Genomic DNA, 24,617 nt, shown 5'->3' with positions numbered 1-24,617 from the left:
GCAAAAAAAACACTGAATGCTAAAACAGCAAAAAATGCTATTATCCTCATACCTGACGTCAGGTACTCGTTGTTGAAAGGATGAGGATATTTTATGGATCAGGCTGGCATTATTCGCGACCTATTAATCTGGCTGGAAGGTCATCTGGATCAGCCTTTGTCGCTTGACAATGTGGCGGCAAAAGCGGGCTATTCCAAGTGGCACCTGCAGAGAATGTTTAAGGACGTGACGGGCCATGCTATTGGCGCCTATATCCGCGCCCGTCGTTTATCGAAATCCGCAGTGGCGCTGCGCCTGACTGCGCGTCCAATTTTGGATATTGCGCTGCAATATCGCTTCGACTCTCAACAAACCTTTACTCGCGCGTTCAAGAAACAATTTTCGCAGACACCAGCGCTGTATCGCCGCTCACCGGAATGGAGCGCATTCGGTATTCGCCCGCCAATGCGACTGGGTGAATTTACGATGCCTGCACACGAGTTTGTCACTCTGGAAGATACGCAACTGCTCGGCACCACGCAAAGCTATTCCTGCTCGCTGGAACAGATTTCAGATTTCCGTCATGAAATGCGTATTCAGTTCTGGCGCGACTTCCTTGCTCAGGCTCCGGCGATCCCGCCAGTGCTGTACGGGCTTAACGAAACGCGTCCGAGCATTGAAAAAGACGACGAACAGGAAGTGTTTTACACCACAGCACTGACGCCGGAACAGGCCAATGGCTATGTGCCGTCGGCGCAGCCTATCCTGTTACAGGGTGGCGAGTATGTGATGTTTACCTACGAAGGGCTGGGAACCGGCGTGCAAGAGTTTATCCTGACGGTTTACGGCACATGCATGCCGATGCTGAACCTGACGCGCCGTAAAGGACAGGATATCGAGCGATACTACCCGGCAGAAGATGCCAAAGCGGGAGATCGCCCGATCAACCTGCGCTGCGAATTCCTGATTCCGATTCGCCGCTAGCGCTGTAGTTCATCCAACGCAGGGGCGTCCAGATGTGAGATGTCCCCTGCCGTTTCAACGACCCATCCCGGCGCCAGCCATAAGCTTTCCTGGTAATCAACACGAGAAATTGAACAGTTGCGCAGACGCAAGCGACGTTCAGCCCATGCCGGTAATCCCAGAATTGTGCTCACCAGGCAACCCAGCGCGATACCGTGGCTGACCAGCAGTGGACGACTTCCCGGCGGCAGCTCCAGACAGGATGCCAGCGCCGCATTGACGCGATCGCTCAGCTCCTGCATCGATTCCCCTTCCGGAATACGACCATCCACCGTGCCGTTCACCAACTGGCGACGCCAGCCCTCTTCCTCTGGCGTCAGCGTATCGATGTGACGTTTTTCCAGCACCCCCATATTCAGCTCACGCAGACGAGAATCATAGGTGATATCACAGCCGCAGGCCTGGGCGATGATTTCTGCGGTGCGTCGTGTACGACCAAGATCGCTACTGATGACATGCGTAATACCAAACGAGCGGGCGCGTTCTCCCACCTGCATGGCTTGTTGTTCACCTTTAGCGGTTAGTGGGCTGTCTGACTGGCCTTGAATACGTCGCTCGGCGTTCCACTGCGTTTCGCCATGGCGAACAAGGTATACCTGTAACATGCTTTTTTTCCGTTATATACTCGTCATACTTTGAGTAGACTCTGCGATGAATTTTCAAACTGAGCTTAATTATGCACAAGGTTATCTCTGCGACCACCAATCCTGCCAAAATTCAGGCAATTCTGCGGGCATTTGAAGAGATTTTCGGGGAAGGATCCTGCCATATTGAACCCGTCGCCGTCGAGAGTGGCGTGCCGGAACAACCTTTCGGAAACCAGGAAACGCGCACTGGCGCACGAAATCGCGTTGATAACGCTCGCCGCCTGCACCCGCAGGCTGATTTCTGGGTCGCCATTGAAGCAGGAATTGACGATGACGCCACCTTCAGTTGGGTGGTGATTGATAACGGCATTCAGCGCGGTGAAGCCCGTTCAGCCACGCTGCCATTGCCTACTGTCATTCTCGACAGAGTCCGTAAAGGTGAAGCGCTCGGCCCGGTGATGTCGGACTATACGGGTATTGATGAAATTGGCCGTAAAGAAGGCGCAATCGGCGTTTTTACCGCGGGCAAGCTGACGCGCTCAAGCGTCTATCACCAGGCGGTGATTCTGGCGCTCAGCCCGTTTCATAACGCGGTGTATTTATAGCATTGTGCCGGATGTTCAATCGTAGGCCGGATAAGGCAAAGCCGCATCCGGCGGATCAATGTTTCCCGAGCAACACCTGCTCCAGCCACTGACGCAAATCCACCGGTGCGGATTTGAGGCTGTTCGACCCCCGCGTAATAGTGGCAATCCCCGCCCCGAGCTCGTTTTTAAGCTCACGCTGGCTCATCTCGCCGCGCAGCAGCTCTTCAATGATACGCACACGCGTGCCCAACGCTTCACGCTCATCCGGCGTTAACATCAAATTGAGCAGCGGCAGGTGTAAATCTTGTTCGTAGGCGTGTTTAAGCAGATCGACAAAACGTAACCACTCCTGGTGACGTTGTTCTGCCATCTCTGCTGAATAGGGTGATTGCTGAGTCATAAGATATCGCCATCGTTGCGGGGGAAGCGTGCTTGCTTCCCCCTTTTGTACTCTTTAACGAGTACGGTAGCATAACACAATCGACACGATCAGTAACGACGTTGCCATTCTGCGTCGCTCATCAACTCCGGTTTATCGCCGAGGAAATAGCGATAGTACGCATCATAAGCCAGCACATTCTTCACGTAACCACGCGTCTCTGAGAATGGAATACTTTCGACAAACGCCACAGCATCAATGCGGCCAGCGCTATTGCCAAGCCAGGTGCGAACGCGTCCCGGACCGGCGTTATAGGCTGCCGACGCAAAGATGCGGTTATTGCCGAATTGCTGATATACGTACTGCAAATAGCTGGTACCAATGTTGATGTTGGTATCAGGATCCAGTAGCTGGCTCGGACTGCTGTAACCTGGAATCGAGAACATTTTCACCGTATGCGTCGCCGTGCCCGGCATAATCTGCATCAGCCCGCTGGCGCCGACCGGTGATTTCACTTTCGGGTTCCAGGCGCTTTCCTGACGCGCTATCGCCATCGCATAACTTGGCTGAATATCCTTGCCGCTGGTGTAACGGGTAAACAGATCTTTATAGGCCAATGGGAAGCGCTCTTCCAGATGATCCCACAGCTTACCGGCGATCGTCGCCTGCACGCTCAGATCCCACCAGTGATTATTGAACGCGTAACGCGCCAGTTGAGCCTGCTCAGACTTGGTGCGGCTGGTGACCAGATTCGCCCATTCACTGCGTGCGGTATTGTCCATGTTCCAGTACATCAGCTCGCGTACGCGCGCCATTTCCGGGCCCTGAGTTAACGCAGAGTCAACGTTGGCTGGGGCTTTATCCACTTTCAACTCATACTCTTCGCCCAGGCGCTGTGCCGCCACCATCGGATAGAAACCACGCTGCTGCATAAGCTGGTGCAGGATCTCTTTGGCTTCCGCATCACGTCCGCGCTCCAGCAGCAGATCAGCCTGCCAGTAGCGCCACTCGTCTTTTTCTTTTGCTTCCATTGGCAGACGTGCCAGCCACGTATTCAGGCCACGACGATCGCCGGTTCCCAGCGCCATGCGCACGCGGCGCTCCACAAGCGAGGTGGAATTGGAGCGCATAATCGCATCATCACGCCATTTGGCCTGCTCGTCGGTGACGTCATTGCCCATCAGGCGCCAGGCAACAATGTCGCGCAGCTCCTGGGTTTGCTCGTCATTAAGCTGTTGCGCCTGCACCAGGGACGGGATCATCAGGCGGGCGTTTTCCACATCCTGACGCGCCACGCTGGCAAAGGCGACCGCCGCCATCTGTCGGGTGAAATCCGTGGCACCAGTGGTGCGAGCAAAAGTCATCACCGAATTCGGATCGTTGGCCAGCGAGATGATCGCAGAGGCAATGGTTTGGTATTGCGCGGGCATCTGCCCGGCCAGCGCCGTCACCAGACCGGTATTCCCGGCTTTCATCGCCAGACGAATACGCTCCAGATACGCCAGCGGATCCTGAGTGCCTGAGGCGCGCCATACGCCAAATAATTTGTCACAGGCATTCGGCTGACTTTTCCCGGTCAACCACAGCTCTTTCGCGCCCTGCCAGGCTTCTTCGGTTTGCCCGGTACTCCATTTCGCGAAGTAATAGTTACATTGCGCTTCCGTGGTACCCGGTTTTTCCGGGCTGAACGCCAGCAGTCCGCGCCAGTCTTCGCGGCGCGCCAGTTCATTCACGAAACGCGATTGCAGCGTACGCGCAGGGGGCAGTGTCGGATTGGCACGCACAAAATTGGTAACGGTAATGGTGGGCTGATTCATCAGATCGTCAGTGATCTGACGATATTCCAGATACGGGTACAGAGGATAGTTCTTCAGGCCGGGCATCATCTGCTCTACGACATCCATCTGTCGGTTGTCCCAGGCTTGCTTGATTTGCGCATAACGATTGCGCTGCTCATCCAGGGAGTCGGCTCGCGCCACCTGACTGACCGTCAGCAGACATACGCTGGCTGCCAGCAGGCGCCAGGTAAATTGATTGGCTTTGTCCACAAGCTCTTCCTCTTCTCATGTTACGTCTGTGCAGCATCATGCCGCTTAATTCATTCATGCTAACCAGACATTGCAGAATGCGCCACGTCACGGACACTTTTTTACTTTTGTTGCGAGTGAGATCTGCTGGCTGGGATTGAGCAATGAAAAAGGCTACACTTCGCCTTTGAAAACTCTATTCATCACTATAAAAGAGGCGAAGTCCACGTGGCTCAATTCGTTTATACCATGCATCGTGTCGGCAAAGTCGTTCCGCCGAAACGTCATATTCTTAAAAACATCTCACTGAGCTTCTTCCCTGGCGCCAAAATCGGTGTACTCGGTCTGAACGGCGCGGGTAAATCTACCCTGCTGCGCATCATGGCCGGCATTGATACCGATATCGAAGGTGAAGCTCGCCCACAGCCAGGCATTAAAATCGGTTACCTGCCGCAGGAACCAAAACTGAACCCGGAACATACCGTTCGTGAATCCGTTGAAGAAGCGGTTGCCGAAGTGGTTAGTGCACTGAAAGGTCTGGATGAAGTTTACGCCAAGTACGCCGAGCCGGACGCCGACTTCGATAAACTGGCCGCACAACAGGGCAAGTTTGAAGAAATTATCCAGGCGCACGACGGCCATAACCTGAACGTGCAGCTTGAGCGTGCCGCTGACGCCCTGCGTCTGCCGGACTGGGACGCTAAAATTGAGAATCTCTCCGGTGGTGAACGCCGCCGCGTTGCGCTGTGCCGCCTGTTGCTGGAAAAACCAGACATGCTGCTGCTCGACGAACCGACCAACCACCTGGATGCGGAATCCGTCGCGTGGCTGGAACGCTTCCTGCACGACTTCGAAGGCACCGTAGTGGCGATTACCCACGACCGTTACTTCCTCGACAACGTTGCGGGCTGGATCCTGGAGCTGGACCGTGGTGAAGGTATTCCGTGGGAAGGTAACTACTCTTCCTGGCTGGAGCAGAAAGATCAGCGTCTGGCCCAGGAAGCTTCTCAGGAAGCGGCTCGCCGTAAATCCATTGAGAAAGAGCTGGAGTGGGTGCGTCAGGGCGCTAAAGGTCGTCAGTCTAAGGGTAAAGCCCGTCTGGCACGCTTTGAAGAGCTGAACAACACCGAATACCAGAAACGTAACGAAACCAACGAACTGTTTATTCCACCTGGAGCACGTCTGGGCGATAAAGTCGTTGAAGTCACCAATCTGCGTAAATCCTACGGCGATCGCGTTCTGATCGACGATCTGACTTTCTCCGTACCGAAAGGCGCAATTGTCGGCATCATCGGTCCGAACGGCGCGGGTAAATCTACCCTGTTCCGTATGATGTCCGGTCAGGAACAGCCTGACAGCGGCACCATCACGCTGGGTGAAACCGTCAAACTGGCCTCCGTTGACCAGTTCCGTGACGCCATGGACAACAGCAAAACCGTGTGGGAAGAAGTTTCCGGCGGGCTGGATATCATGCGAATCGGCAACACCGAGATGCCAAGCCGTGCCTACGTGGGCCGCTTCAACTTCAAAGGTGTGGATCAGGGCAAACGCGTCGGCGAGCTGTCCGGTGGTGAGCGTGGCCGTCTGCACCTGGCGAAGCTGCTGCAGGTTGGCGGCAACATGCTGCTGCTCGATGAACCAACCAACGACCTGGATATCGAGACCCTGCGCGCGCTGGAAAACGCCCTGCTGGAATTCCCGGGCTGCGCGATGGTTATCTCGCACGACCGTTGGTTCCTCGACCGTATCGCCACCCACATTCTGGATTACCAGGATGAAGGTAAGGTTGAGTTCTTCGAAGGTAACTTTACCGAATACGAAGAGTACAAGAAACGTACGCTGGGCGCCGATGCGCTGGAGCCGAAACGTATTAAGTACAAGCGTATTTCTAAGTAATTAGCGTTAAGTGCCGGATGGCGGCGTTACGCCTTATCGGCCTACGAGGTTAGTGCGACTTGTAGGTCAGATAAGCGCAGCGCCATCCTGTCTATGAGGTTAGTGCGACTTGTAGGCCGGATAAGCGCAGCGCATCCGGCATTAAAACCTACCTCTGCTCGCCCATCAACTCTTTCACCAGTTCCACGCAGCGCAGGAAGCGGCCGTCGTAGTCAGGCTCCTGAACGTGCACAAAATTGATATTGTTTTCCTGCAGCATCTCGACCAGCAGCGTCTGAAACGCTTTTCTGTCAACTGAGCTTCCAAGGCTGCGTAAGCCATCCGCCACCCACGGGGTGTTGTTTTCCAACAGGATCACCAGGTCGAAGCGATACTCATCAATAAGCGCTTGCACAAACGGGTGTTCACGCCCTTCATACTTTTTACAGAAGGCCTGAGTGGTCACGAAATCGGTGTCGATGAACGCCACTTTATTGGCGTACTTAACAGCAAAATCAATGTATTGCGCTTGTCCTAAGGCGATTTTATCGTAGTCAGAATACTGCAACGCCATCTCATCGCCGCCCAAATGGGAGAAGACATAATCACGCCCGTATTCCCACGCACTGGTGGTATTAAAAATATTGGCGAGCTTGTTCACCAGCGTCGATTTACCGCTCGACTCCCCGCCGAGGATCGCCACGGTGCGCACGAAAAACGGCTTCACTTCGGTCGGAATATACTCCCAGTAGCGAAACGGGTTTTCACGGATTTGCCCGCCGCTGATGCTCATGAACGTCCGCTTAGGATCCACCAGCACGGTTTCGATCCCCAAATGTTCGAGATACTGCGGGGCATCTGATTCTTCAGAGGTGTAGATCCAGTTTGGCTGGATCCCTTTCTCCTGCATAAACGTTTTGATCCCGTTGCTCCACACGTCCCAGCCGTGCGGATACGGCTCCATGCCTTCTTCGTTGAAGGCATGAATACGGATATTTTTCTGATACTTAAAGGTTTGCAGCAGCCAGCGTAAACGATCGGGCACCGTAGGCTGTTGCGACATGGCACTGTCTTCAAACAGGCTGCGATCGCGCGTGTCGTCATAACCCATGATGATATGCAGTTCATCGACCTGACTACAGGCGCGCTGGATAAGATAGATATGGCCGGTGTGCAGCGGATAAAACTTGCCGAATACCACACCGATATTTTTCTGCTGGCGCGGAAACTCCAGACCGAGAAAGCGGTGCAACGCCTCCAGCTTCTGCGCGCTGGGGCTTTTGATTTTGGCATTCAGCAGTTGGCTTAGGTATCCCTTGGTCATGCCACTGGCATCCGCCACCTGTTGCAGGGTACAGCCCTTTTGCTTTATGGCGGTTTTCAGATATTCAAATGACACAAGAGCCTCCTGCTGGAAAAATCGCGTAACACTGCCTGATGGCGCTTCGCTTATCAGGCCTACAAAATCAGTATGTACGGGTATTTGATTATAGGTCGTCAAACACGCTTAACGCATCCGCAAGCTTCTTAACGCCAAAGACCTGCATGCCTTCCGGTACTTTTTTCGGTACGTTAGCGGCAGGGACAATCGCCCGGCGAAAGCCGTGCTTCGCCGCTTCCGAAATACGCTCCTGCCCGCTGGGTACCGGACGGATTTCGCCCGCCAACCCCACTTCGCCAAAGACCACTAAATCCTGTGGCAGCGGTCTGTCACGCAGGCTGGAGACCATTGCCAGCAGCAACGCCAGGTCGGCGCTGGTTTCGGTGACTTTTACGCCGCCGACTACGTTAACAAACACGTCCTGATCCGCCATCTGCAAGCCACCGTGACGATGCAGCACCGCCAGCAGAATCGCCAGACGGTTCTGTTCCAGACCGACCGCCACGCGACGCGGGTTCGCCATCATTGAGTGATCGACCAGCGCCTGAATCTCTACCAGCAGCGGGCGCGTGCCTTCCCAGACCACCATCACCGAACTGCCGGAGGTGACCTCATCGCCACGGCTTAAGAAGATAGCGGAAGGGTTGCTGACTTCACGCAGGCCCTGTTCGGTCATGGCAAAGACGCCCAGCTCATTCACCGCACCAAAGCGGTTTTTATGGCTACGCAGAGTACGGAAACGGGAATCGGCGTCACCGTCGAGCAGTACCGAACAGTCAATACAGTGCTCCAGCACCTTCGGCCCGGCCAGCGAGCCATCTTTGGTGACGTGGCCGACCATGACAATCGCCACGCCGCGCGTTTTGGCAAAGCGCGTCAGGTAAGCCGCCGTTTCGCGCACCTGCGCCACGCTGCCCGGTGAAGACTGAATATCCGCCATGTGCATTACCTGAATGGAGTCGATCACCATCAGTTTCGGCTGTTCTTCTTCGGCAATCAGGCAAATTTGTTCAATACTGGTTTCCGACAGCATGTTCAGATTCGCCGTCGGCAAGCCAAGCCGGTGCGCACGCATCGCCACCTGCTGCAGTGACTCTTCACCGGTGACGTACAGAGTTTTCATCTGCTCAGCAAGCTTGCACAGCGTTTGCAGCAGCAGCGTTGATTTCCCCGCGCCGGGGTTACCGCCAATCAGAATAGCGCTGCCGGGTACCACACCACCGCCCAGCACGCGGTCAAACTCTTTAAATCCAGTGGAAAAACGCGGCAGTTCTTCAAGGCTGATGTCAGACAGCTTCTGCACTTTTGCCACGCCCGCATTCCCGGCATAGCCACTGAGCCGCTCGTTACGCGCCACCGTTGGCGATGCGGCAAGGCGCACCTCGGTAATGGTATTCCAGGCCTGACAGGCGCTGCATTGCCCCTGCCAGCGCGGGTAATCGGCCCCGCATTCATTACAAACAAAGGCGCGTTTTGGAGCTTTGGCCACGTTTTACCTCTTTCGTTAACGCTTTTGCCGGATGGAGCAGGCGCTTATCCGGCCTACGGACACCCTGCCATCAGGCAATTTAATCATTTCTGGTTCATGCTGCCGGAGAGAATGCAGAACACGCCCATCAGGTCAGCGTGGCGGATAGTAATCTCCGTCTTTTCATTCACTTTCGGTTTAGCATGATACGCAATACCCAGCCCGGCCGTTTTGATCATCGGCAGATCGTTAGCACCGTCGCCGATCGCCACCGTCTGCGCCATCGGGATCTCATATTCTTGTGCCAGGCGGGTCAGGGTATTGGCTTTGTACTGGGCATCGACGATATCGCCGATCACGTTGCCGGTAAATTTACCGTCCATGATCTCCAGCTCGTTTGCCACAGCCGCCGTCAGACGCAGTTTATTACGCAGGTAATCGGCAAAGAAGGTAAAGCCGCCAGAGGCAATAGCCACTTTCCAGCCGAGCGTCTCCAGTTTTAACACCAGCTGTGTCAGGCCTGGCATCAGCGGTAGCGTTTCGCGCACCTGGTGCAGAATATTGGCATCAGCACCCTTCAGCGTCGCCACGCGACTACGCAGGCTGGCGGTAAAGTCCAGTTCGCCGCGCATTGCGCGTTCCGTGACTTCCGCAACCATCTCACCGGTTCCAGCCAGTTTAGCAATTTCATCAATGCATTCGATCTGGATTGCCGTTGAGTCCATGTCCATCACCAGTAAACCCGGTGTGCGCAGATGCGGAATTTTGCCTAACGGGGCAACATCCAGTTTGGCATCATGCGCCAGTTTTGCCGCGCGCGGCGTTAACGAACCCGCCAGGCGAATCACCTGATAATCCTCGACGCACCAGGCAGCAACAATCACCATCGCTGCACCCAGTTTGCTCTGGTATTGCGTTAAACGTTGTTTATCCAGCCCACGACCGTACAGCAGCCAGCCACTGCGGCCCGCGTGGTAGTCCAGCGGCATGACTTCATCGCCACTTAAAGAGAGAGGCAGACCTGGCCACAGAGAAACATCTTCAGGTAGATCGCACCAGGTTATGTTAGGCATTAAAGCTCCTGTAAAATCGTTCGGGTCGGAATCATCAGGGGAAAATAACGCATGAGGCTACCCTGTAACCAGCGCTTCTGGCAACATTAAGTCTCAAATTTTCAGCAGGTGGAATATGGCTCGCGCAAAACTGAAATTCCGACTTCATCGTGCAGTGATTGTATTGTTCTGTCTTGCTCTGCTCGTCGCCCTGATGCAGGGCGCATCCTGGTTTAGTCAAAGTCACCAGCAGCAGCGTAATCCGCAGCTCGAAGAGCTGGCCCGTACGCTGGCCCGCCAGGTGGCGCTAAATGTTGCTCCGCTAATGCGTACCGAAACGCCGGATGAAAAACGCATCAAAGCGGTACTCACACAGCTGACGGAAAGTAGCCGTATTCTGGACGCTGGCGTATACGATGAACAGGGAGACCTGATTACGCGCACCGGCGAGAGCGTCAACGTTCGTGACCGACTGGCGCTCGACGGCAAAAAAGCCGGGGGTTATTTTAACCAGCAGATTGTCGAACCCATTCAGGGGAAAAATGGTCCGCTGGGCTATTTGCGTCTGACGCTGGATACCCACACCCTCGCCACCGAGGCGAAGCAGGTAGATAACACCACCAATATCTTACGCCTGATGCTGCTGCTGGCGCTGGCGATTGGCGTCGTGCTCACCCGTACCTTATTGCAAGGCAAGCGTACCCGCTGGCAGCAATCCCCTTTCCTGTTGACCGCCAACAAACCGGTGCAGGAAGAAGACAACGAGAAAAAAGAGTAAAAGCAGTAAAAACTGTAAAACAGAAGGGAAATCAACCATGACTACACTACGCCTGCTTATCTCAGACTCTTATGATCCGTGGTTTAACCTCGCGGTCGAAGAGTGCATTTTTCGCCAGATGCCCGCCACGCAGCGCGTCCTGTTCTTGTGGCGTAACGCCGATACGGTGGTGATTGGCCGGGCGCAAAACCCGTGGAAAGAGTGTAATACCCGCCGTATGGAGGAAGACAACGTGCGGCTCGCCCGCCGTAGCAGCGGCGGCGGCGCGGTGTTCCATGACTTAGGTAATACCTGCTTTACCTTTATGGCCGGTAAACCGGAGTACGACAAAACCATTTCCACCGCGATTGTCCTCAACGCATTGAATTCTCTGGGTGTGACGGCGGACGCCTCCGGGCGTAACGATCTGGTTGTGAAAACGCCAGACGGCGATCGCAAGGTTTCAGGCTCTGCTTATCGGGAAACGAAAGATCGCGGCTTCCACCACGGCACGCTGCTGCTAAATGCCGATCTCAGCCGCCTGGCAAATTATCTCAATCCCGACAAAAAGAAACTCGCGGCAAAGGGGATCACCTCTGTCCGCTCACGGGTGGCGAATTTGACGGAGCTGTTACCGGGCATCACCCATGAACAGGTCTGTCAGGCCATCACGGAAGCCTTTTTTGCTCATTATGGCGAACGCGTTGAAGCGGAAGTGATCTCACCAGATAAAACGCCGGACCTGCCAAATTTTGCCGAAACCTTTGCCCGCCAGAGCAGTTGGGAATGGAATTTTGGTCAGGCACCTGCTTTCTCGCATCTGCTGGACGAGCGTTTCACCTGGGGTGGCGTTGAGCTGCATTTCGACGTCGAAAAAGGTCATATCACGCGCACACAGGTGTTTACCGACAGTCTCAATCCCGCGCCGTTAGAAGCGCTGGCGGAGCGGCTACAGGGCTGCCAGTATCGCGCCGATGTTTTACAGCAGACTTGCGAAGCGCTGGTTACGGAATATCCGGATCAGGAAAACGAGCTGCGTGAACTGGCGGCGTGGGTGGCGAAGGCCGTGCGTTAAGCGATTAGTGGCGAATTGCCGGATGGCGGCTGCGCCTTATCCGGCCTACAAGACCGCTCCTGTACGCCTGATAAGCGAAGCGCCATCAGGCATTAATAGCGGCATTTCCGTAGGCCCGGTAAGCGAAGCGCCACCGGGCCATAACAACCCTTACTCTTTATCGCCCAGCAGAACGGATTCCAGCGCGATTTTGATCATGTCGTTGAAGGTCGTCTGACGTTCAGCGGCAGTGGTCTGCTCGTGAGTACGGATATGGTCGGAAACGGTGCAGATGGTCAGCGCTTTTGCACCAAATTCCGCAGCAACACCGTAGATGCCCGCCGCTTCCATTTCCACGCCCAGCACGCCGTATTTTTCCATCACGTCGAACATTTCACCGTCCGGAGAGTAGAACAGGTCAGCAGAGAACAGGTTGCCCACGCGCGCGTCTACACCCAGTGCTTTTGCCGCATCAACCGCGTTACGCACCATGTCGAAGTCAGCAATAGCAGCGAAGTCATGATCTTTAAAACGGATACGGTTAACTTTGGAGTCGGTGCAGGCGCCCATACCGATAACCACGTCACGCAGTTTAACGTCCATACGCACAGCGCCGCAGGAGCCTACGCGAATGATTTTCTTCACGCCGAAATCGGTGATCAGCTCTTTGGTGTAGATGGAGCAGGACGGGATACCCATACCGTGACCCATAACGGAGATCTTACGGCCTTTGTAAGTACCGGTAAAACCTAACATGCCGCGAACGTTGTTCACTTCACGAACATCTTCGAGGAAAGTTTCAGCAATATGCTTTGCACGCAGCGGGTCGCCCGGCATCAATACGACGTCAGCGAAATCACCCATTTCTGCATTAATATGTGGAGTTGCCATTTTTTGTCCTTATTTCGTTGTTATTGCCTGATGGCGGCTACGCCTTATCAGGCCTACAAAACGTATGCAAAACAGTGAAATACCCTAAGGATTTCGCGTTGTAGGAAGGCGACGAATTCGTGAATCCCCGGGAGCATAGATTCACTATGTGACCGGGGTGAGCGAATGAAATCAACGCATCTACAGCGCGAAAGACAACGGGTATTACAGCATGTTTTTACCGTAGTCCATCGGTGACGTACCAAAGTAGCTCGCCAGCGTCTGACCGATATCCGCGAAGGTTTCACGGTGACCTAAAGAACCTGGTTTCACTTTCGGGCCGTAGACCAGTACCGGGATGTGTTCACGGGTGTGGTCAGTGCCGGTCCAGCTTGGGTCGCAGCCGTGGTCAGCGGTCAGGATCAGAATGTCATCTTCACCCACCAGCTCCATCAGCTCAGGCAGACGGCGGTCGAACAGTTCCAGGCCCGCAGCATAACCGGCGATATCGCGACGATGTCCCCAGGAAGAGTCGAAATCAACGAAGTTGGTGAAGACGATGGTCTTATCACCTGCTTCTTTCATCTCTTTGATGGTGGCGTCGAACAGCGCGTCCAGACCGGTGGCTTTCACTTTTTTGGTGATGCCGCAGTTAGCGTAGATATCCGCAATTTTACCGACGGAAACCACGTGACCGTCTTTTTCGTCGACCAGTTTCTGCAGCACGGTCGGTGCTGGCGGCTCAACGGCCAGGTCGTGACGGTTACCGGTACGCTGGAAGTTACCGGCTTTATCACCGATGAACGGACGTGCGATAACACGACCGATGTTGTAACCACCTTCGGTCAGCTCTTCACGTGCGATTTCGCACAGCTCGTAGAGTTTATCCAGGCCAAACGTCTCTTCGTGGCAGGCAATCTGGAACACGGAGTCAGCGGAGGTATAGAAAATCGGCTTGCCGGTTTTCATATGCTCTTCACCCAGTTGATCCAGGATCACGGTACCGGAAGAGTGGCAGTTGCCGAGGTAGCCTGGCAGGTTGGCACGTTTTACCAGTTTATCCAGCAGTTCCTGCGGGAAGCTGTTTTCATGATCGGAGAAATAACCCCAATCAAACAGAACCGGGACACCCGCGATTTCCCAGTGGCCAGACGGCGTGTCTTTCCCGGAAGAAAGTTCATGCGCCCATGCGTAGGCACCAATCACTTCCGCGTTACCGTCCATACCAGCAGCAATTTTACCGGTAGAACCTTCGTGAGCTTTCACCAGGCCCAGACGGGTCAGGTTAGGCAGATTCAGTGGACCTTTGCGACCATTGTCAGCCTCACCTTTCGCACAGGCTTCTGCAATGTGTCCCATAGTGTCTGAACCTACGTCGCCAAAGCGATCCGCATCTTCAGTCGCACCAATACCAAAGGAGTCCAGCACCATAATAAATGCACGTTTCATCTTGTTCTCCATACATCTGCGCCGCAAAAAAGCGATCAGATCAGTATACAGTTATTCGGTAATACGACGATAGACTGTCGGTGTAATTTCTGGCGCTTTATCGTCAAGGCTAATTGCCGCTTTGACCGCTTTCGCCGCTTCCTGCCAGCTGGCTTCGTCTTTCGCGTGGATCACCGCCAGCGGGCGTTGTCCGTCTACGCTGTCGCCCAGACGCGCCATATCGCTAAAGCCAACGCTGTAATCAATGGTGTCCGAAGCCTGACGACGACCGCCGCCCATGGAAACGACCGCCATCCCCAGCGCACGGGTATCCATCGCGCTGACAAAACCTTCGGTATCAGCATATACCGCTTTGCTGAGCATTGCCGTCGGCAGATACTTCGCATAATTTTCGACGAAATCGGTCGGGCCTTTTTGCGCCGCAACCATGCGACCAAAAATCTCTGCCGCTTTACCGTTGTCCAGCACCGCCTGCAATTTCGCACGGGCTTCGGCGTCATCTTTCGCCAGATTGCCGGAGATCAGCATTTCCACGCACAGCGCCATGGTGACGTCTAACAGACGTGGATTGCGGTATTCACCGGTCAGGAACTGCACCGCTTCGCGAACTTCGACCGCGTTACCTGCGCTGGAGGCCAGCACCTGATTCATATCGGTTAACAGCGCGGTGGTACGTACACCCGCACCGTTTGCCACACCGACAATCGCTTCAGCAAGAGCTTCAGAAAGCTCGTAGGTCGGCATAAAGGCGCCGCTGCCCACTTTCACATCCATCACTAGCGCATCCAGCCCTTCCGCCAGTTTTTTCGCCAGAATGGAACCGGTAATCAGCGGGATGGAATCCACCGTCGCGGTAATATCGCGGGTGGCATAAAAACGTTTATCCGCCGGTGCGAGCGAGCTGGTTTGCCCAATAATCGCCACACCCACGTCTTTAATAATTTCACGGAAGCGCGCATCGTCCGGGAAGATGTCAAATCCAGGAATCGCTTCCAGTTTATCGAGCGTACCGCCGGTATGCCCCAGGCCACGCCCGGAGATCATCGGAATATAGCCGCCGCACGCTGCGACCATCGGGCCTAACATCAGTGACGTTACGTCACCTACACCGCCGGTAGAGTGTTTATCCACAATTGGGCCGTTCAGCTGCAGGCTTTTCCAGTCCAGCACGGTTCCTGAATCACGCATTGCCATGGTCAGCGAAACTCGCTCAGGCATTGTCATATCGTGGAAGAAAATGGTCATCGCCAGGGCGGCGATTTGCCCTTCAGAGATGGTGTTGTCGCGAATACCATTGATAAAGAAACGAATTTCTTCATCGCTCAGCGCATGACCATCACGTTTTTTACGAATAATTTCTTGTGCGAGAAACACGGTAACCCCCAGGGGAAAAGAGTAGAAGGCCGTTGTAGGCCGGGTAAGCAACGCGCCACCCGGCAGTCGTCTTAATGCCGGATGGCGGCTACGCCTTATCCGGCCTACGTCGCTACAGCTCCGGCAATATAAGGCTTAGTAGCTGCTTGCGCTCTTGCCGTCGCCGTGACCCAGCGCTTTCAGCAGGCTCGCCAGCAGGCTGGATGCGCCAAAACGGTAGTGACGAGAATCAGCCCAGTCAGCGCCAAACAGTTCATCGGCAATCGCCAGGAACTGCTGTGCATCTTCTGCAGTGCGCACGCCACCAGCCGGTTTGAAACCTACAGTTTTAGAAACACCCATGTCGCGGATCACTTCCATCATGATGCGTGCGCTTTCCGGCGTCGCATTGACCGGCACTTTACCGGTAGAGGTTTTGATGAAATCAGCACCGGCTTTAATGGAGATTTCAGACGCTTTGCGAATCAGTGCTTCTTCTTTCAGCTCACCGGTTTCGATGATGACTTTCAGCAGCACGTTTGCCGCCGCACACGCGTCTTTGCAGGCTTTAACCAGATCGAAACCAATCTGCTCGTTACCGGCGATCAGCGCACGGTACGGGAACACCACGTCAACTTCATCTGCGCCGTAAGCAATCGCCGCGCGGGTTTCAGCCAGCGCAATCTCGATGTCGTCGTTGCCATGCGGGAAGTTGGTTACGGTTGCAATGCGGATGTCCGGCGTGCCCTGCTCTTTCAGGGTCTTACGCGCAATAGGGATGAAACGCGGATAGATACAGATTGCGGCAGTGTTGCCAACCGGGGTCTTCGCCTGATGACACAGCGCGATCACTTTTTCATTGGTGTCGTCGTCATTCAGGGTGGTCAGGTCCATCAGTTTCAGTGCACGCAGGCTGCTTGCTGTTAAATCGGTCATAACATTCTCCAACGGCATCGCCGTATAAAATTTCACCTTGCGAGTTTGTTAGTATTCTAACATCCGCTCGCTATTACACTTCGATATACATCACAGTTAATGAAAACCACATACAGATTTGCATTACTCTAATGAGATCTACTTCAAATAAATCACCTTTTCTAAAGGGATGCGGTGGCATCAGGCGCATCCGGATCAAAGGTTGCGGCGGCGTTGCTTTCTACAATGGCGTTACACCTTCGGGATAAAAAGGAATCAACGATGCCCACTTCAAGCGAACTCGCGCTGCAACAGCGTTGCCAACAAATCGTGACCAGCCCAGTGCTCAGCCCTGAGCAGAAACGCCACTTTCTGGCGCTGGAAGCTGAAAACGCGCAGCCTTACCCGCAACTGTCTGCACAGGCACGTCAGGCGCTGGATGATGGGGTAATCTGCGATATGTACGAAGGTCATGCCCCGTTCAAACCGCGCTATGTTTTACCCGATTACGCGCGTTTTCTGGCCAATGGCTCATCGTGGCTGGAGCTGGAAGGCGCCAGGGATCTTGATGACGCGTTATCCTTACTCACTATTCTTTACCACCATGTTCCGTCAGTGACGTCGATGCCGGTTTATCTCGGTCAGCTCGATGCCCTGCTGCAACCGTATGTTAGAATTCTAACACAAGACGAGATCGATATTCGAATAAAACGTTTCTGGCGTTATCTCGACAGAACCCTGCCAGACGCGTTTATGCATGCCAATATCGGCCCCGCCGATACACCAGTCACCCGTGCAATTTTACGCGCAGATGCAGAGTTAAAGCAGGTTTCGCCTAATCTGACATTCATTTATGACCCGCAAATCACACCTGACGATCTGCTGCTCAACGTGGCGCAAAATATCTGCGAGTGCAGTAAGCCGCATATTTCCAACGGCCCTGAAAATGATAAAATTTTCACAAAAGGTCAGTATGGCGTCGTCAGTTGTTACAACTCTTTGCCGCTCGCCGGGGGTGGAAGCACACTGGTCAGGCTTAATCTGAAAGCCATCGCAGAGCGCAGCACCTCTGTCGATGACTTCTTTACGCGCACCCTACCGCACTACTGCCAGCAGCAAATCGCCATCATTGATTCACGATGTGAATTTCTCTATGAGAAATCACATTTCTTTGAGAATAGCTTCCTCGTGCAGGAAGGGTTGATTGATCCCGAACGTTTTGTGCCTATGTTCGGGATGTATGGTCTGGCGGAGGCGGTGAACCTGCTGTGCGATAAGGCGGGACAGAATGCGCGCTATGGGAAAGATGAGTTCGCCAATCAACTCGGCTATCGTATTAGCGCCTACCTGGCGGAGTTTGTCGAAAATACCCCGGTGAAATATGGCTGGAAGCAGCGCGCGATGCTGCATGCACAGTCGGGGATCAGTTCTGACATCGGCACCACGCCAGGTGCACGCCTGCCTTACGGCGATGAGCCGGACCCGATCACCCATCTGCAAACCGTCGCGCCACATCACGCGTTTTATCACGCCGGGATCAGCGACATTCTCACGCTGGATGAAACCATCAAGCGTAATCCTCAGGCGCTGGTGCAGTTGTGCCTCGGGGCGTTTAAAGCCGGAATGCGCGAGTTTACCGCCAACGTGAGCGGCAACGATCTGGTCCGTGTCACCGGGTATATGGTGCGCCTGTCGGATCTGGAAAAGTATCGCGCCGAAGGGTCACGAACCAACACCACCTGGCTTGGCGAAGAAGCCGCGCGCAATACGCGCATTCTGGAACGACAACCTCGCGTGATTAGCCATGAACAGCAGATGCGCTTTAGTCAGTAGGCTGATTCCTTTCTCCTGCGTCGACGGGCCGGGCAGTCGCCTGGCTCTGTTTCTGCAAGGATGTAATCTGCGCTGTAAAAATTGCCACAATCCGTGGACGATGGGACGCTGCAACGACTGCGGGGAGTGTGTGCTGCATTGCCCGCATGAGGCGCTGAGCCTGAGCGCAGGGAAAGTGTGGTGGCAGTCCGATGTGTGTCAGCAGTGTGACACCTGCCTGCATATGTGCCCCCAGCAGGCCACGCCGATGGCGCAGAGTATGAGCGTTGATGAAGTGCTGCAACATATTCGTAAAGCGTCACTGTTTATCGAAGGAATAACCGTTAGTGGCGGTGAAGCGACTACCCAGCTCCCCTTTATTGTGGCGCTATTTACCGCGATAAAAACCGATCCGCAGTTGCAACACCTGACCTGCATGGTCGACAGCAACGGCATGCTGAGCGAAACCGGCTGGCAGAAGCTGCTGCCAGTGTGCGACGGCGTAATGCTGGATTTAAAAGCCTGGGACAGCACGTGTCATCGGCAGCTTACCGGCCGCGATAACACGCTGATTAAACAAAGCATTACCTTTTTGTCCGGGCAGAGCAAACTGGCGGAACTCCGCCTGCTGGTTATTCCTGGTCAGGAAGATTATCTACAGCATATCGATGCGCTGGCGGCGTTTATCAAACGCACCGGCGACGTACCGGTACGGTTGAATGCCTTTCATGCGCACGGGGTGTATGGCGAAGCGAAGGACTGGCCGAGCGCCACGCCGAAGGATGTGGAACACCTGGCGCAAAGATTGCGCGAGCGCGGGGTGGATAATTTGATCTTCCCGGCGCTGTACCTGTGATTGCCGGATGCAGCTACATCATTTGCAGGCCGGAAAAAACACAGCCGCCATCCGGCAAAGATATGCCTGATGCGCTTCGCTTATCAGGCCTACGGAGCGCATACTTTTGTAGGCCGGATAAGACGCAGCCGCGATCCGGCGAAGTTATGCCTGATGCGCTTTGCTTATCAGGCCTACGAAGCGCACACTTTTGTAGGCCGGATTAGGCGCAGCTGCCATCCGACGAAGTTATGCCTGATGCGCTTTGCTTATCAGGCCTACGAAGCGCACACTTTTGTAGGCCGGATTAGGCGCAGCCGCCATCCGGCAAAAATATGCCTGATGCGCTTCGCTTATCAGGCCTACGAAGCGGACACTTTTGTCGGCTGGCTACGCCACCCAATCACACGTTAAACAGCGCCGTGGTATTACGATACAGCGTGTCAGCGATCACGTCCGCAGGTTCCGGGCGCAGTTCGCATAAGACGTCGAAGACTCTGACTACCTGCTCCGGGCGGTTAGGCTGCCCCTGAAAGCCGTTGAGCGGCATATCCGGCGCGTCGGTTTCCAGCAACAGCGATTCCAGCGGCAGTTGCGCTATTACCTCGCGGGTTTTACTGGCGCGCGGATAGGTAATGGTGCCTCCCACGCCAATTTTGTATCCCAGTTGCACAAAGCGCTCTGCCTGCTGCACGCTCCCGGAAAAACCATGCACCACGCCAGTTCGCGGCAAAGCATGACGTTTCAGGTGCATCGCCAGCTTGTCATGGGTGCGCCGCGAATGCAGGATCACCGGCAATTCATACCGCTTCGCCAGCTTTAGCTGCGCTTCCAGCACCCGCTCTTGCTTATCGAATTGCGGATCGTCCCGATACAGATCCAATCCAATCTCGCCTACCGCCACCAGCTTTTGTGGGCGCTTATCCAGCTCCTGTTGCAACTGGTCCAGGCAGTCATCGCTATGTTGTTCAATAACAATGGGATGCAGACCAAGCGCGGCAAACAATGGAGGATAATTTTCCGCTAACGCCAGTACGCGGGGAAAATTCGCCGCCTGGGTGGCCGGAACGATAATGCTCTGTACACCAACCTCCGCCGCGCGCTGAATGCTGGCAGATTCATCGCCGGTAAACGGCGGGAAATCAAAGTGACAATGCGTATCGATAAAACGATAACTCACGCCAAATCCTCATTATCAAACGTCGTGTCGTTCGCCTGAGGCGCATCGGTCACCACTGGCACATGGGCATCGTTGGCCACCGGTGCGGGAGGAACTACCACCGGTCCCGGCACCACAATCTTCGGCGTCTGACGAGGCAGCGGCGCATTTTTCGCCAGCAGTTTGCCAACTGTCGCCAGAAAGTAACGACCGCACAGGCGTCCGGTTTTGTAATCTTCCCGCAGTGCCGGAATACGGCTGCCCAACGCCATGCTATGGAGTGGTTTTGGCGGATAGATCTCAAAAATACGCAGCTTGCCCGGCGGCTTCTCAATAAAACTCTGGATAGCACGATAGCTGGTCTCATGATGCTGCACCAGATTCATAAACGGTTGCAGGCTACTTTCACCCAACCAGCGCTCCATACGTTTGAACCACTGCGGGGTGTAGTACATTTGCGAAGGCACAGTGCGAATCACTACCAACGTTTTTGCCCCCTGCTTCGCTGCCTCCTGCACAGGTATGGCATCACTAACTCCTCCATCCAGATAGTTCACGCCGTCCAATACAACCCCTGTGCGGTAGAACCCGGGAATCGCGCTGGAGGCTCGAATGAGGTCGAGCCAGTTTTGCCGGTTCGGCGAAAAATAGCCGGGCGTGTAATCATCGCCCCGACAGGCGCACATATAAAACGCTTTCCCTGCGGCAAACAGGCGCTCGGCGTTATCCATTGCCAGCGGCATCTGGGACGCGGTCGAATCCACGAGCCAGTCGAGATCGATTAAGTTTCCCCCGCGCACAAAGCGTACCGGGTCAAAAAATTCGCGTCGGGTGGTGTAACGCATGATGACTTTACGACCGTAACCGGGCTGGTTACAGAGATAGGCTGATAGGTTTTGTGCACCAGCAGACGTCCCATAGTAGAGATCAAAGGGATTGAACTGCGCACGCATGAATTCATCCAGTACGCCAGCGGTGAAAATGCCTCTTTGTCCCCCGCCCTCACACACCAGCGCCACACTGCCTGGTTGAAATGGACGTAACGATAACGGCGCAATATTACCGAGCGTGACGGGTATTCTCTGCCCCACCTCTGCCTTCCTGTTGTTTTGTAATAGAACAACAAAGTAACGCAAATTGCCTGACGCTAAAACCGTAAAAGCCAGTCCACTGGACTGGCTTGGTAGCAAGTTATCTTTACGGTTTACTTACTAGGGTCGTTTACGCCCTGTAAACAGGCTGACCAGAAACAGAATGATCCCCACCACGAAAACAATTTTCGCTGCGCCTGCAGCGGTACCAGCCAGTCCACCAAAACCCAGTGCGGCGGCAATTAACGCGATAACCAGAAATATGATGCCCCATCGAAACATGCGCTTCTCCTTTACCATAGTTAATGTCACCGCTTGTTATGAGCGCTCAGGCTGCTCATCGGCGATATTTTTAGTGTGGTGCACAACACGCCTCCCGACAAACGTCAGGAGGACGAATTAAGTCTAATTACTGAGTTTTGAGATCGTTTTTGACGCTTTTCACGCCATCAATCGCTTTGGCGATGCTCTCAGCACGATCGCTTTGAGCCTGTGAATCGACGGTGCCTGAAAGTTGCACTACGCCCTCGGTGGTCTCAACTTTCACCTTGCGGGAAGGGACGATATCATCGGCCAGCAGCTTGGCTTTTACCTCACTGGTGATTGCCGTATCGCCCGCATAGCCTTTAACGGAGGTGTCTTTACTATCACGCACATGCAGTTTGTCGCTAACGGAGGTCACGCCCTCAACGCCTTTCGCCACTTTCACCGCTTCTTCGGCCTGTGCCTGGCTTTCAACAAACCCGCTTAGTGTCACCACCTTTTGATCTGTTTTGACGGAAATATCGGTGCTCTTAATGCTTTCGTGGTCCACCAGCGCGGCTTTTACTTTCGCGGTGATGGTGCTGTCATCCATGAAATTACCGACTTTGTTCATAGAGCTATCGACTTTCTGCCCCGCACTTTCGACGCCGGATTGCGCTTTATCCATCGTGGCGTTTTCTGCATAAGCAGAACCCGTTGCAACAGCGGAGGTCAGCATCACGGCCAGCAGCGTTTTAGAAATCTTAAGTCCTGTCATTGTCATCGATGTATTCCTGTATGTTTTGCTAAAAGCTATGCTCTGCCGTTACACGGCCTGAACCAGCAACTAATCTTGTAAGTGGAATAAATATCAGCAATAGACGCTGCAACAGGCAGCCTAAAAAGCATTTAACGCCGATATTTATGTCATCACATTGTTAAATATAGTTCACGATTTCGTGATCGCAGTCAGAATTGATTAAAAAACAGGCAAACAAAAGAAAAACGCGAGGTTTTAAGAACATTCCGCAAGGGATTTAAAAGACAGGAAAAGTTGCAGGGCACGGCGGATACCGTGCCCTGGAAGGTCGATTAGTGTTCGCGTGTTTTACGGAACTGAACGTCCGGGTAACGTTCCTGGGTGAGATTCAGGTTAACCATGGTTGGTGCGATATAGGTGAGGTTATCGCCGCCATCCAGCGCCAGCTGAATTTCGTTCTTACGCTTAAATTCTTCGAATTTCTTCACGTCAGAACATTCTACCCAGCGCGCAGTCGCCACGTTGACAGATTCATAAATCGCTTCAACGTTGTACTCGCTCTTCAGACGTGAAACCACCACGTCAAACTGCAGCACACCCACCGCGCCCACGATCAAATCGTTATTGGCGATCGGACGGAATACCTGCACAGCGCCCTCTTCTGACAGTTGAACCAGTCCTTTCAGCAGCTGTTTCTGCTTCAATGGATCCTTCAGGCGAATACGACGGAACAGCTCCGGTGCGAAGTTCGGAATACCGGTGAACTTCATCATTTCGCCCTGGGTAAAGGTATCACCGATCTGGATAGTGCCGTGGTTATGCAGACCGAGAATATCGCCCGGATACGCTTCTTCCACATGAGAACGGTCACCGGCCATAAAGGTGAGTGCGTCGGAGATCACCACGTCTTTACCAATGCGCACCTGGCGCATTTTCATGCCTTTCTCATACTTGCCGGATACCACACGCATGAACGCCACGCGGTCACGGTGTTTCGGGTCCATGTTGGCCTGAATTTTAAACACGAAACCGGTGAACTTCTCTTCTGAGGCTTCGACGACGCGGGTGTCGGTTTTACGCGGCATCGGCGCAGGCGCCCACTCCACTAAGCCGTCCAGCATATGGTCAACGCCGAAGTTACCCAGCGCGGTACCGAAGAAGACCGGGGTGATTTCGCCCGCGAGGAACAGCTCATGGTCGAACTCATTGGACGCGCCCTGCACCAGCTCCAGCTCGTCACGCAGCTGCTGCGCCAGGTCTTCACCCACGGCAGCATCAAGTTCCGGGTTGTTCAGACCTTTAACAACACGCACTTCCTGAATGGTGTGTCCTTTACCGGTCTGATACAGGTAAGTTTCATCTTTATAAAGGTGATAGACACCTTTGAACAACTTACCGCAGCCAATCGGCCAGGTGATTGGCGCACAGCCGATTTTCAGTTCGTTCTCGACTTCATCCAGCAGCTCCATCGGATCGCGGATGTCACGGTCGAGTTTGTTCATAAAGGTCAGGATCGGCGTATCGCGCAGACGGGTAACTTCCATCAGCTTACGGGTACGATCCTCGACGCCTTTTGCGGCATCGATAACCATCAGGCAGCAGTCCACCGCCGTCAGAGTACGATAGGTATCTTCGGAGAAGTCTTCGTGCCCCGGGGTGTCCAGCAGGTTCACCAGGCAGTCATGATACGGAAACTGCATCACAGAGGTGGTAATGGAGATACCACGCTGCTTTTCCATTTCCATCCAGTCAGATTTTGCATGCTGGCTGGAACCACGGCCTTTTACCGTACCGGCGGTCTGAATGGCCTGTCCGAATAACAGTACCTTTTCAGTAATTGTCGTTTTACCGGCATCCGGGTGAGAAATAATGGCAAAAGTGCGGCGTTTGGCCACCTCTTGCAAATAAGGAGACAACGTCATAGTCAAATCTTCTTAGGTAAGCACGGCAACGGGCCGGGC

At 54.2% G+C, this 24,617-nt stretch carries 23 protein-coding genes; 8 read left to right on the top strand and 15 right to left on the bottom strand.

Annotated features, from left to right (window positions below; genetic code table 11):
* Positions 1-93: 93 nt before the first annotated feature.
* The gene (gene robA / locus OGY10_RS04780; RefSeq protein ID WP_003829933.1) at positions 94-963 is read left to right on the top strand and encodes an MDR efflux pump AcrAB transcriptional activator RobA; all 870 of its coding nucleotides are present in this window, start codon (positions 94-96) and stop codon (positions 961-963) included.
* On the opposite strand, the gene gpmB is transcribed toward robA, so the two are convergent.
* Positions 960-1,607 carry a 2,3-diphosphoglycerate-dependent phosphoglycerate mutase GpmB gene (gene gpmB, locus OGY10_RS04775; RefSeq protein WP_003019006.1) on the bottom strand — a complete coding sequence of 216 codons (648 nt, stop codon included), beginning with the start codon at positions 1,605-1,607 and terminating at the stop codon, positions 960-962. The two genes, robA and gpmB, sit on opposite strands and share 4 nt — an antisense overlap.
* A gap of 71 nt (positions 1,608-1,678) precedes the next feature.
* Between gpmB and yjjX the strand changes: the two genes are divergently transcribed.
* A complete protein-coding gene (yjjX, locus tag OGY10_RS04770) occupies positions 1,679-2,194 on the top strand; it encodes an inosine/xanthosine triphosphatase (protein ID WP_008786139.1) in 516 nt (171 codons plus the stop codon).
* 55 nt (positions 2,195-2,249) lie between these two features.
* On the opposite strand, the gene trpR is transcribed toward yjjX, so the two are convergent.
* Both trpR and sltY read right to left on the bottom strand, forming a co-directional pair.
* Positions 2,250-2,576 (bottom strand): trp operon repressor, encoded by a 327-nt coding sequence (gene trpR, locus OGY10_RS04765; protein ID WP_008786138.1) that lies wholly within the window; start codon positions 2,574-2,576, stop codon positions 2,250-2,252.
* A gap of 89 nt (positions 2,577-2,665) precedes the next feature.
* Positions 2,666-4,603 carry a murein transglycosylase gene (gene sltY, locus OGY10_RS04760; RefSeq protein ID WP_057067007.1) on the bottom strand — a complete coding sequence of 646 codons (1,938 nt, stop codon included), beginning with the start codon at positions 4,601-4,603 and terminating at the stop codon, positions 2,666-2,668.
* Positions 4,604-4,810: 207 nt separating this feature from the next.
* Between sltY and ettA the strand changes: the two genes are divergently transcribed.
* Entirely contained in the window at positions 4,811-6,478 is a 1,668-nt protein-coding gene (gene ettA / locus OGY10_RS04755) for an energy-dependent translational throttle protein EttA (RefSeq protein ID WP_032942320.1), read from the top strand.
* Positions 6,479-6,626: 148 nt separating this feature from the next.
* On the opposite strand, the gene nadR is transcribed toward ettA, so the two are convergent.
* The 3 genes from nadR to serB all read right to left on the bottom strand — a co-directional run bounded on the left by nadR (position 6,627) and on the right by serB (position 10,379).
* Positions 6,627-7,856 (bottom strand): multifunctional transcriptional regulator/nicotinamide-nucleotide adenylyltransferase/ribosylnicotinamide kinase NadR, encoded by a 1,230-nt coding sequence (nadR, locus tag OGY10_RS04750; protein ID WP_003829942.1) that lies wholly within the window; start codon positions 7,854-7,856, stop codon positions 6,627-6,629.
* Between the two features lie 88 nt (positions 7,857-7,944).
* Entirely contained in the window at positions 7,945-9,327 is a 1,383-nt protein-coding gene (gene radA, locus OGY10_RS04745; RefSeq protein WP_003829944.1) for a DNA repair protein RadA, read from the bottom strand.
* 83 nt (positions 9,328-9,410) lie between these two features.
* Entirely contained in the window at positions 9,411-10,379 is a 969-nt protein-coding gene (gene serB / locus OGY10_RS04740) for a phosphoserine phosphatase (RefSeq protein WP_003829946.1), read from the bottom strand.
* A 115-nt stretch (positions 10,380-10,494) separates the two neighbouring features.
* Between serB and OGY10_RS04735 the strand changes: the two genes are divergently transcribed.
* Entirely contained in the window at positions 10,495-11,136 is a 642-nt protein-coding gene (locus OGY10_RS04735) for a YtjB family periplasmic protein (protein WP_003829948.1), read from the top strand.
* Between the two features lie 37 nt (positions 11,137-11,173).
* Entirely contained in the window at positions 11,174-12,190 is a 1,017-nt protein-coding gene (gene lplA, locus OGY10_RS04730; protein WP_111466146.1) for a lipoate--protein ligase, read from the top strand.
* Positions 12,191-12,340: 150 nt separating this feature from the next.
* On the opposite strand, the gene deoD is transcribed toward lplA, so the two are convergent.
* The 4 genes from deoD to deoC form a co-directional block, all read right to left on the bottom strand.
* Positions 12,341-13,060, bottom strand: coding sequence for a purine-nucleoside phosphorylase (gene deoD, locus OGY10_RS04725; protein WP_000224864.1), 720 nt, complete (start codon positions 13,058-13,060; stop codon positions 12,341-12,343).
* A gap of 204 nt (positions 13,061-13,264) precedes the next feature.
* Positions 13,265-14,488, bottom strand: a complete 1,224-nt coding sequence (gene deoB, locus OGY10_RS04720; RefSeq protein ID WP_003019037.1) for a phosphopentomutase — start codon at positions 14,486-14,488, stop codon at positions 13,265-13,267.
* A gap of 51 nt (positions 14,489-14,539) precedes the next feature.
* Positions 14,540-15,862 (bottom strand): thymidine phosphorylase, encoded by a 1,323-nt coding sequence (deoA, locus tag OGY10_RS04715; RefSeq protein ID WP_016151609.1) that lies wholly within the window; start codon positions 15,860-15,862, stop codon positions 14,540-14,542.
* 135 nt (positions 15,863-15,997) lie between these two features.
* Entirely contained in the window at positions 15,998-16,777 is a 780-nt protein-coding gene (deoC, locus tag OGY10_RS04710) for a deoxyribose-phosphate aldolase (protein WP_003019042.1), read from the bottom strand.
* Between the two features lie 261 nt (positions 16,778-17,038).
* Between deoC and OGY10_RS04705 the strand changes: the two genes are divergently transcribed.
* The 3 genes from OGY10_RS04705 (at position 17,039) to OGY10_RS04695 (ending at position 19,817) form a co-directional block, all read left to right on the top strand.
* The gene (locus tag OGY10_RS04705; protein WP_213752489.1) at positions 17,039-18,589 is read left to right on the top strand and encodes a YjjI family glycine radical enzyme; all 1,551 of its coding nucleotides are present in this window, start codon (positions 17,039-17,041) and stop codon (positions 18,587-18,589) included.
* On the top strand, positions 18,561-19,424 hold the full coding sequence (locus OGY10_RS04700) for a YjjW family glycine radical enzyme activase (protein ID WP_100271541.1): 864 nt from the start codon (positions 18,561-18,563) through the stop codon (positions 19,422-19,424). The genes OGY10_RS04705 and OGY10_RS04700 overlap by 29 nt, the downstream gene beginning before the upstream one ends.
* A gap of 69 nt (positions 19,425-19,493) precedes the next feature.
* The gene (locus OGY10_RS04695) at positions 19,494-19,817 is read left to right on the top strand and encodes a hypothetical protein (protein WP_286576373.1); all 324 of its coding nucleotides are present in this window, start codon (positions 19,494-19,496) and stop codon (positions 19,815-19,817) included.
* On the opposite strand, the gene OGY10_RS04690 is transcribed toward OGY10_RS04695, so the two are convergent.
* The 5 genes from OGY10_RS04690 to prfC form a co-directional block, all read right to left on the bottom strand.
* Positions 19,807-20,583, bottom strand: coding sequence for a metal-dependent hydrolase (locus OGY10_RS04690; protein WP_286576371.1), 777 nt, complete (start codon positions 20,581-20,583; stop codon positions 19,807-19,809). The genes OGY10_RS04695 and OGY10_RS04690 overlap by 11 nt on opposite strands.
* The gene (locus OGY10_RS04685) at positions 20,580-21,653 is read right to left on the bottom strand and encodes a patatin-like phospholipase family protein (protein WP_286576369.1); all 1,074 of its coding nucleotides are present in this window, start codon (positions 21,651-21,653) and stop codon (positions 20,580-20,582) included. The genes OGY10_RS04690 and OGY10_RS04685 overlap by 4 nt, the downstream gene beginning before the upstream one ends.
* 120 nt (positions 21,654-21,773) lie before the next feature.
* A complete protein-coding gene (locus OGY10_RS04680) occupies positions 21,774-21,935 on the bottom strand; it encodes a DUF1328 domain-containing protein (RefSeq protein ID WP_003019081.1) in 162 nt (53 codons plus the stop codon).
* Between the two features lie 127 nt (positions 21,936-22,062).
* Positions 22,063-22,680 (bottom strand): molecular chaperone OsmY, encoded by a 618-nt coding sequence (gene osmY / locus OGY10_RS04675; protein ID WP_032942312.1) that lies wholly within the window; start codon positions 22,678-22,680, stop codon positions 22,063-22,065.
* Between the two features lie 308 nt (positions 22,681-22,988).
* Entirely contained in the window at positions 22,989-24,578 is a 1,590-nt protein-coding gene (gene prfC / locus OGY10_RS04670) for a peptide chain release factor 3 (RefSeq protein WP_003829982.1), read from the bottom strand.
* Between the last annotated feature and the right edge of the window lie 39 nt (positions 24,579-24,617).

The sequence above is a fragment of the Citrobacter sp. Cpo148 genome (genome assembly GCF_030332375.1).
In the GTDB taxonomy this organism is placed as follows: domain Bacteria; phylum Pseudomonadota; class Gammaproteobacteria; order Enterobacterales; family Enterobacteriaceae; genus Citrobacter; species Citrobacter portucalensis.
This window is presented reverse-complemented; position numbering and strand designations above follow the sequence as displayed.

Bases quoted from the DNA above. Each gene is read 5' to 3' on its own strand.
- robA (WP_003829933.1), top strand. From the start codon at position 94: ATGGATCAGGCTGGCATTATTCGCGACCTATTAATCTGGCTGGAAGGT.
- gpmB (WP_003019006.1), bottom strand. From the start codon at position 1,607: ATGTTACAGGTATACCTTGTTCGCCATGGCGAAACGCAGTGGAACGCC.
- OGY10_RS04705 (WP_213752489.1), top strand. From the start codon at position 17,039: ATGCCCACTTCAAGCGAACTCGCGCTGCAACAGCGTTGCCAACAAATC.
- prfC (WP_003829982.1), bottom strand. From the start codon at position 24,578: ATGACGTTGTCTCCTTATTTGCAAGAGGTGGCCAAACGCCGCACTTTT.
- deoC (WP_003019042.1), bottom strand. From the start codon at position 16,777: ATGACCGATTTAACAGCAAGCAGCCTGCGTGCACTGAAACTGATGGAC.
- deoB (WP_003019037.1), bottom strand. From the start codon at position 14,488: ATGAAACGTGCATTTATTATGGTGCTGGACTCCTTTGGTATTGGTGCG.
- lplA (WP_111466146.1), top strand. From the start codon at position 11,174: ATGACTACACTACGCCTGCTTATCTCAGACTCTTATGATCCGTGGTTT.
- serB (WP_003829946.1), bottom strand. From the start codon at position 10,379: ATGCCTAACATAACCTGGTGCGATCTACCTGAAGATGTTTCTCTGTGG.
- OGY10_RS04735 (WP_003829948.1), top strand. From the start codon at position 10,495: ATGGCTCGCGCAAAACTGAAATTCCGACTTCATCGTGCAGTGATTGTA.
- osmY (WP_032942312.1), bottom strand. From the start codon at position 22,680: ATGACAATGACAGGACTTAAGATTTCTAAAACGCTGCTGGCCGTGATG.
- trpR (WP_008786138.1), bottom strand. From the start codon at position 2,576: ATGACTCAGCAATCACCCTATTCAGCAGAGATGGCAGAACAACGTCAC.
- yjjX (WP_008786139.1), top strand. From the start codon at position 1,679: ATGCACAAGGTTATCTCTGCGACCACCAATCCTGCCAAAATTCAGGCA.
- OGY10_RS04700 (WP_100271541.1), top strand. From the start codon at position 18,561: ATGAACAGCAGATGCGCTTTAGTCAGTAGGCTGATTCCTTTCTCCTGC.
- OGY10_RS04695 (WP_286576373.1), top strand. From the start codon at position 19,494: ATGCGCTTCGCTTATCAGGCCTACGGAGCGCATACTTTTGTAGGCCGG.
- deoD (WP_000224864.1), bottom strand. From the start codon at position 13,060: ATGGCAACTCCACATATTAATGCAGAAATGGGTGATTTCGCTGACGTC.
- OGY10_RS04680 (WP_003019081.1), bottom strand. From the start codon at position 21,935: ATGTTTCGATGGGGCATCATATTTCTGGTTATCGCGTTAATTGCCGCC.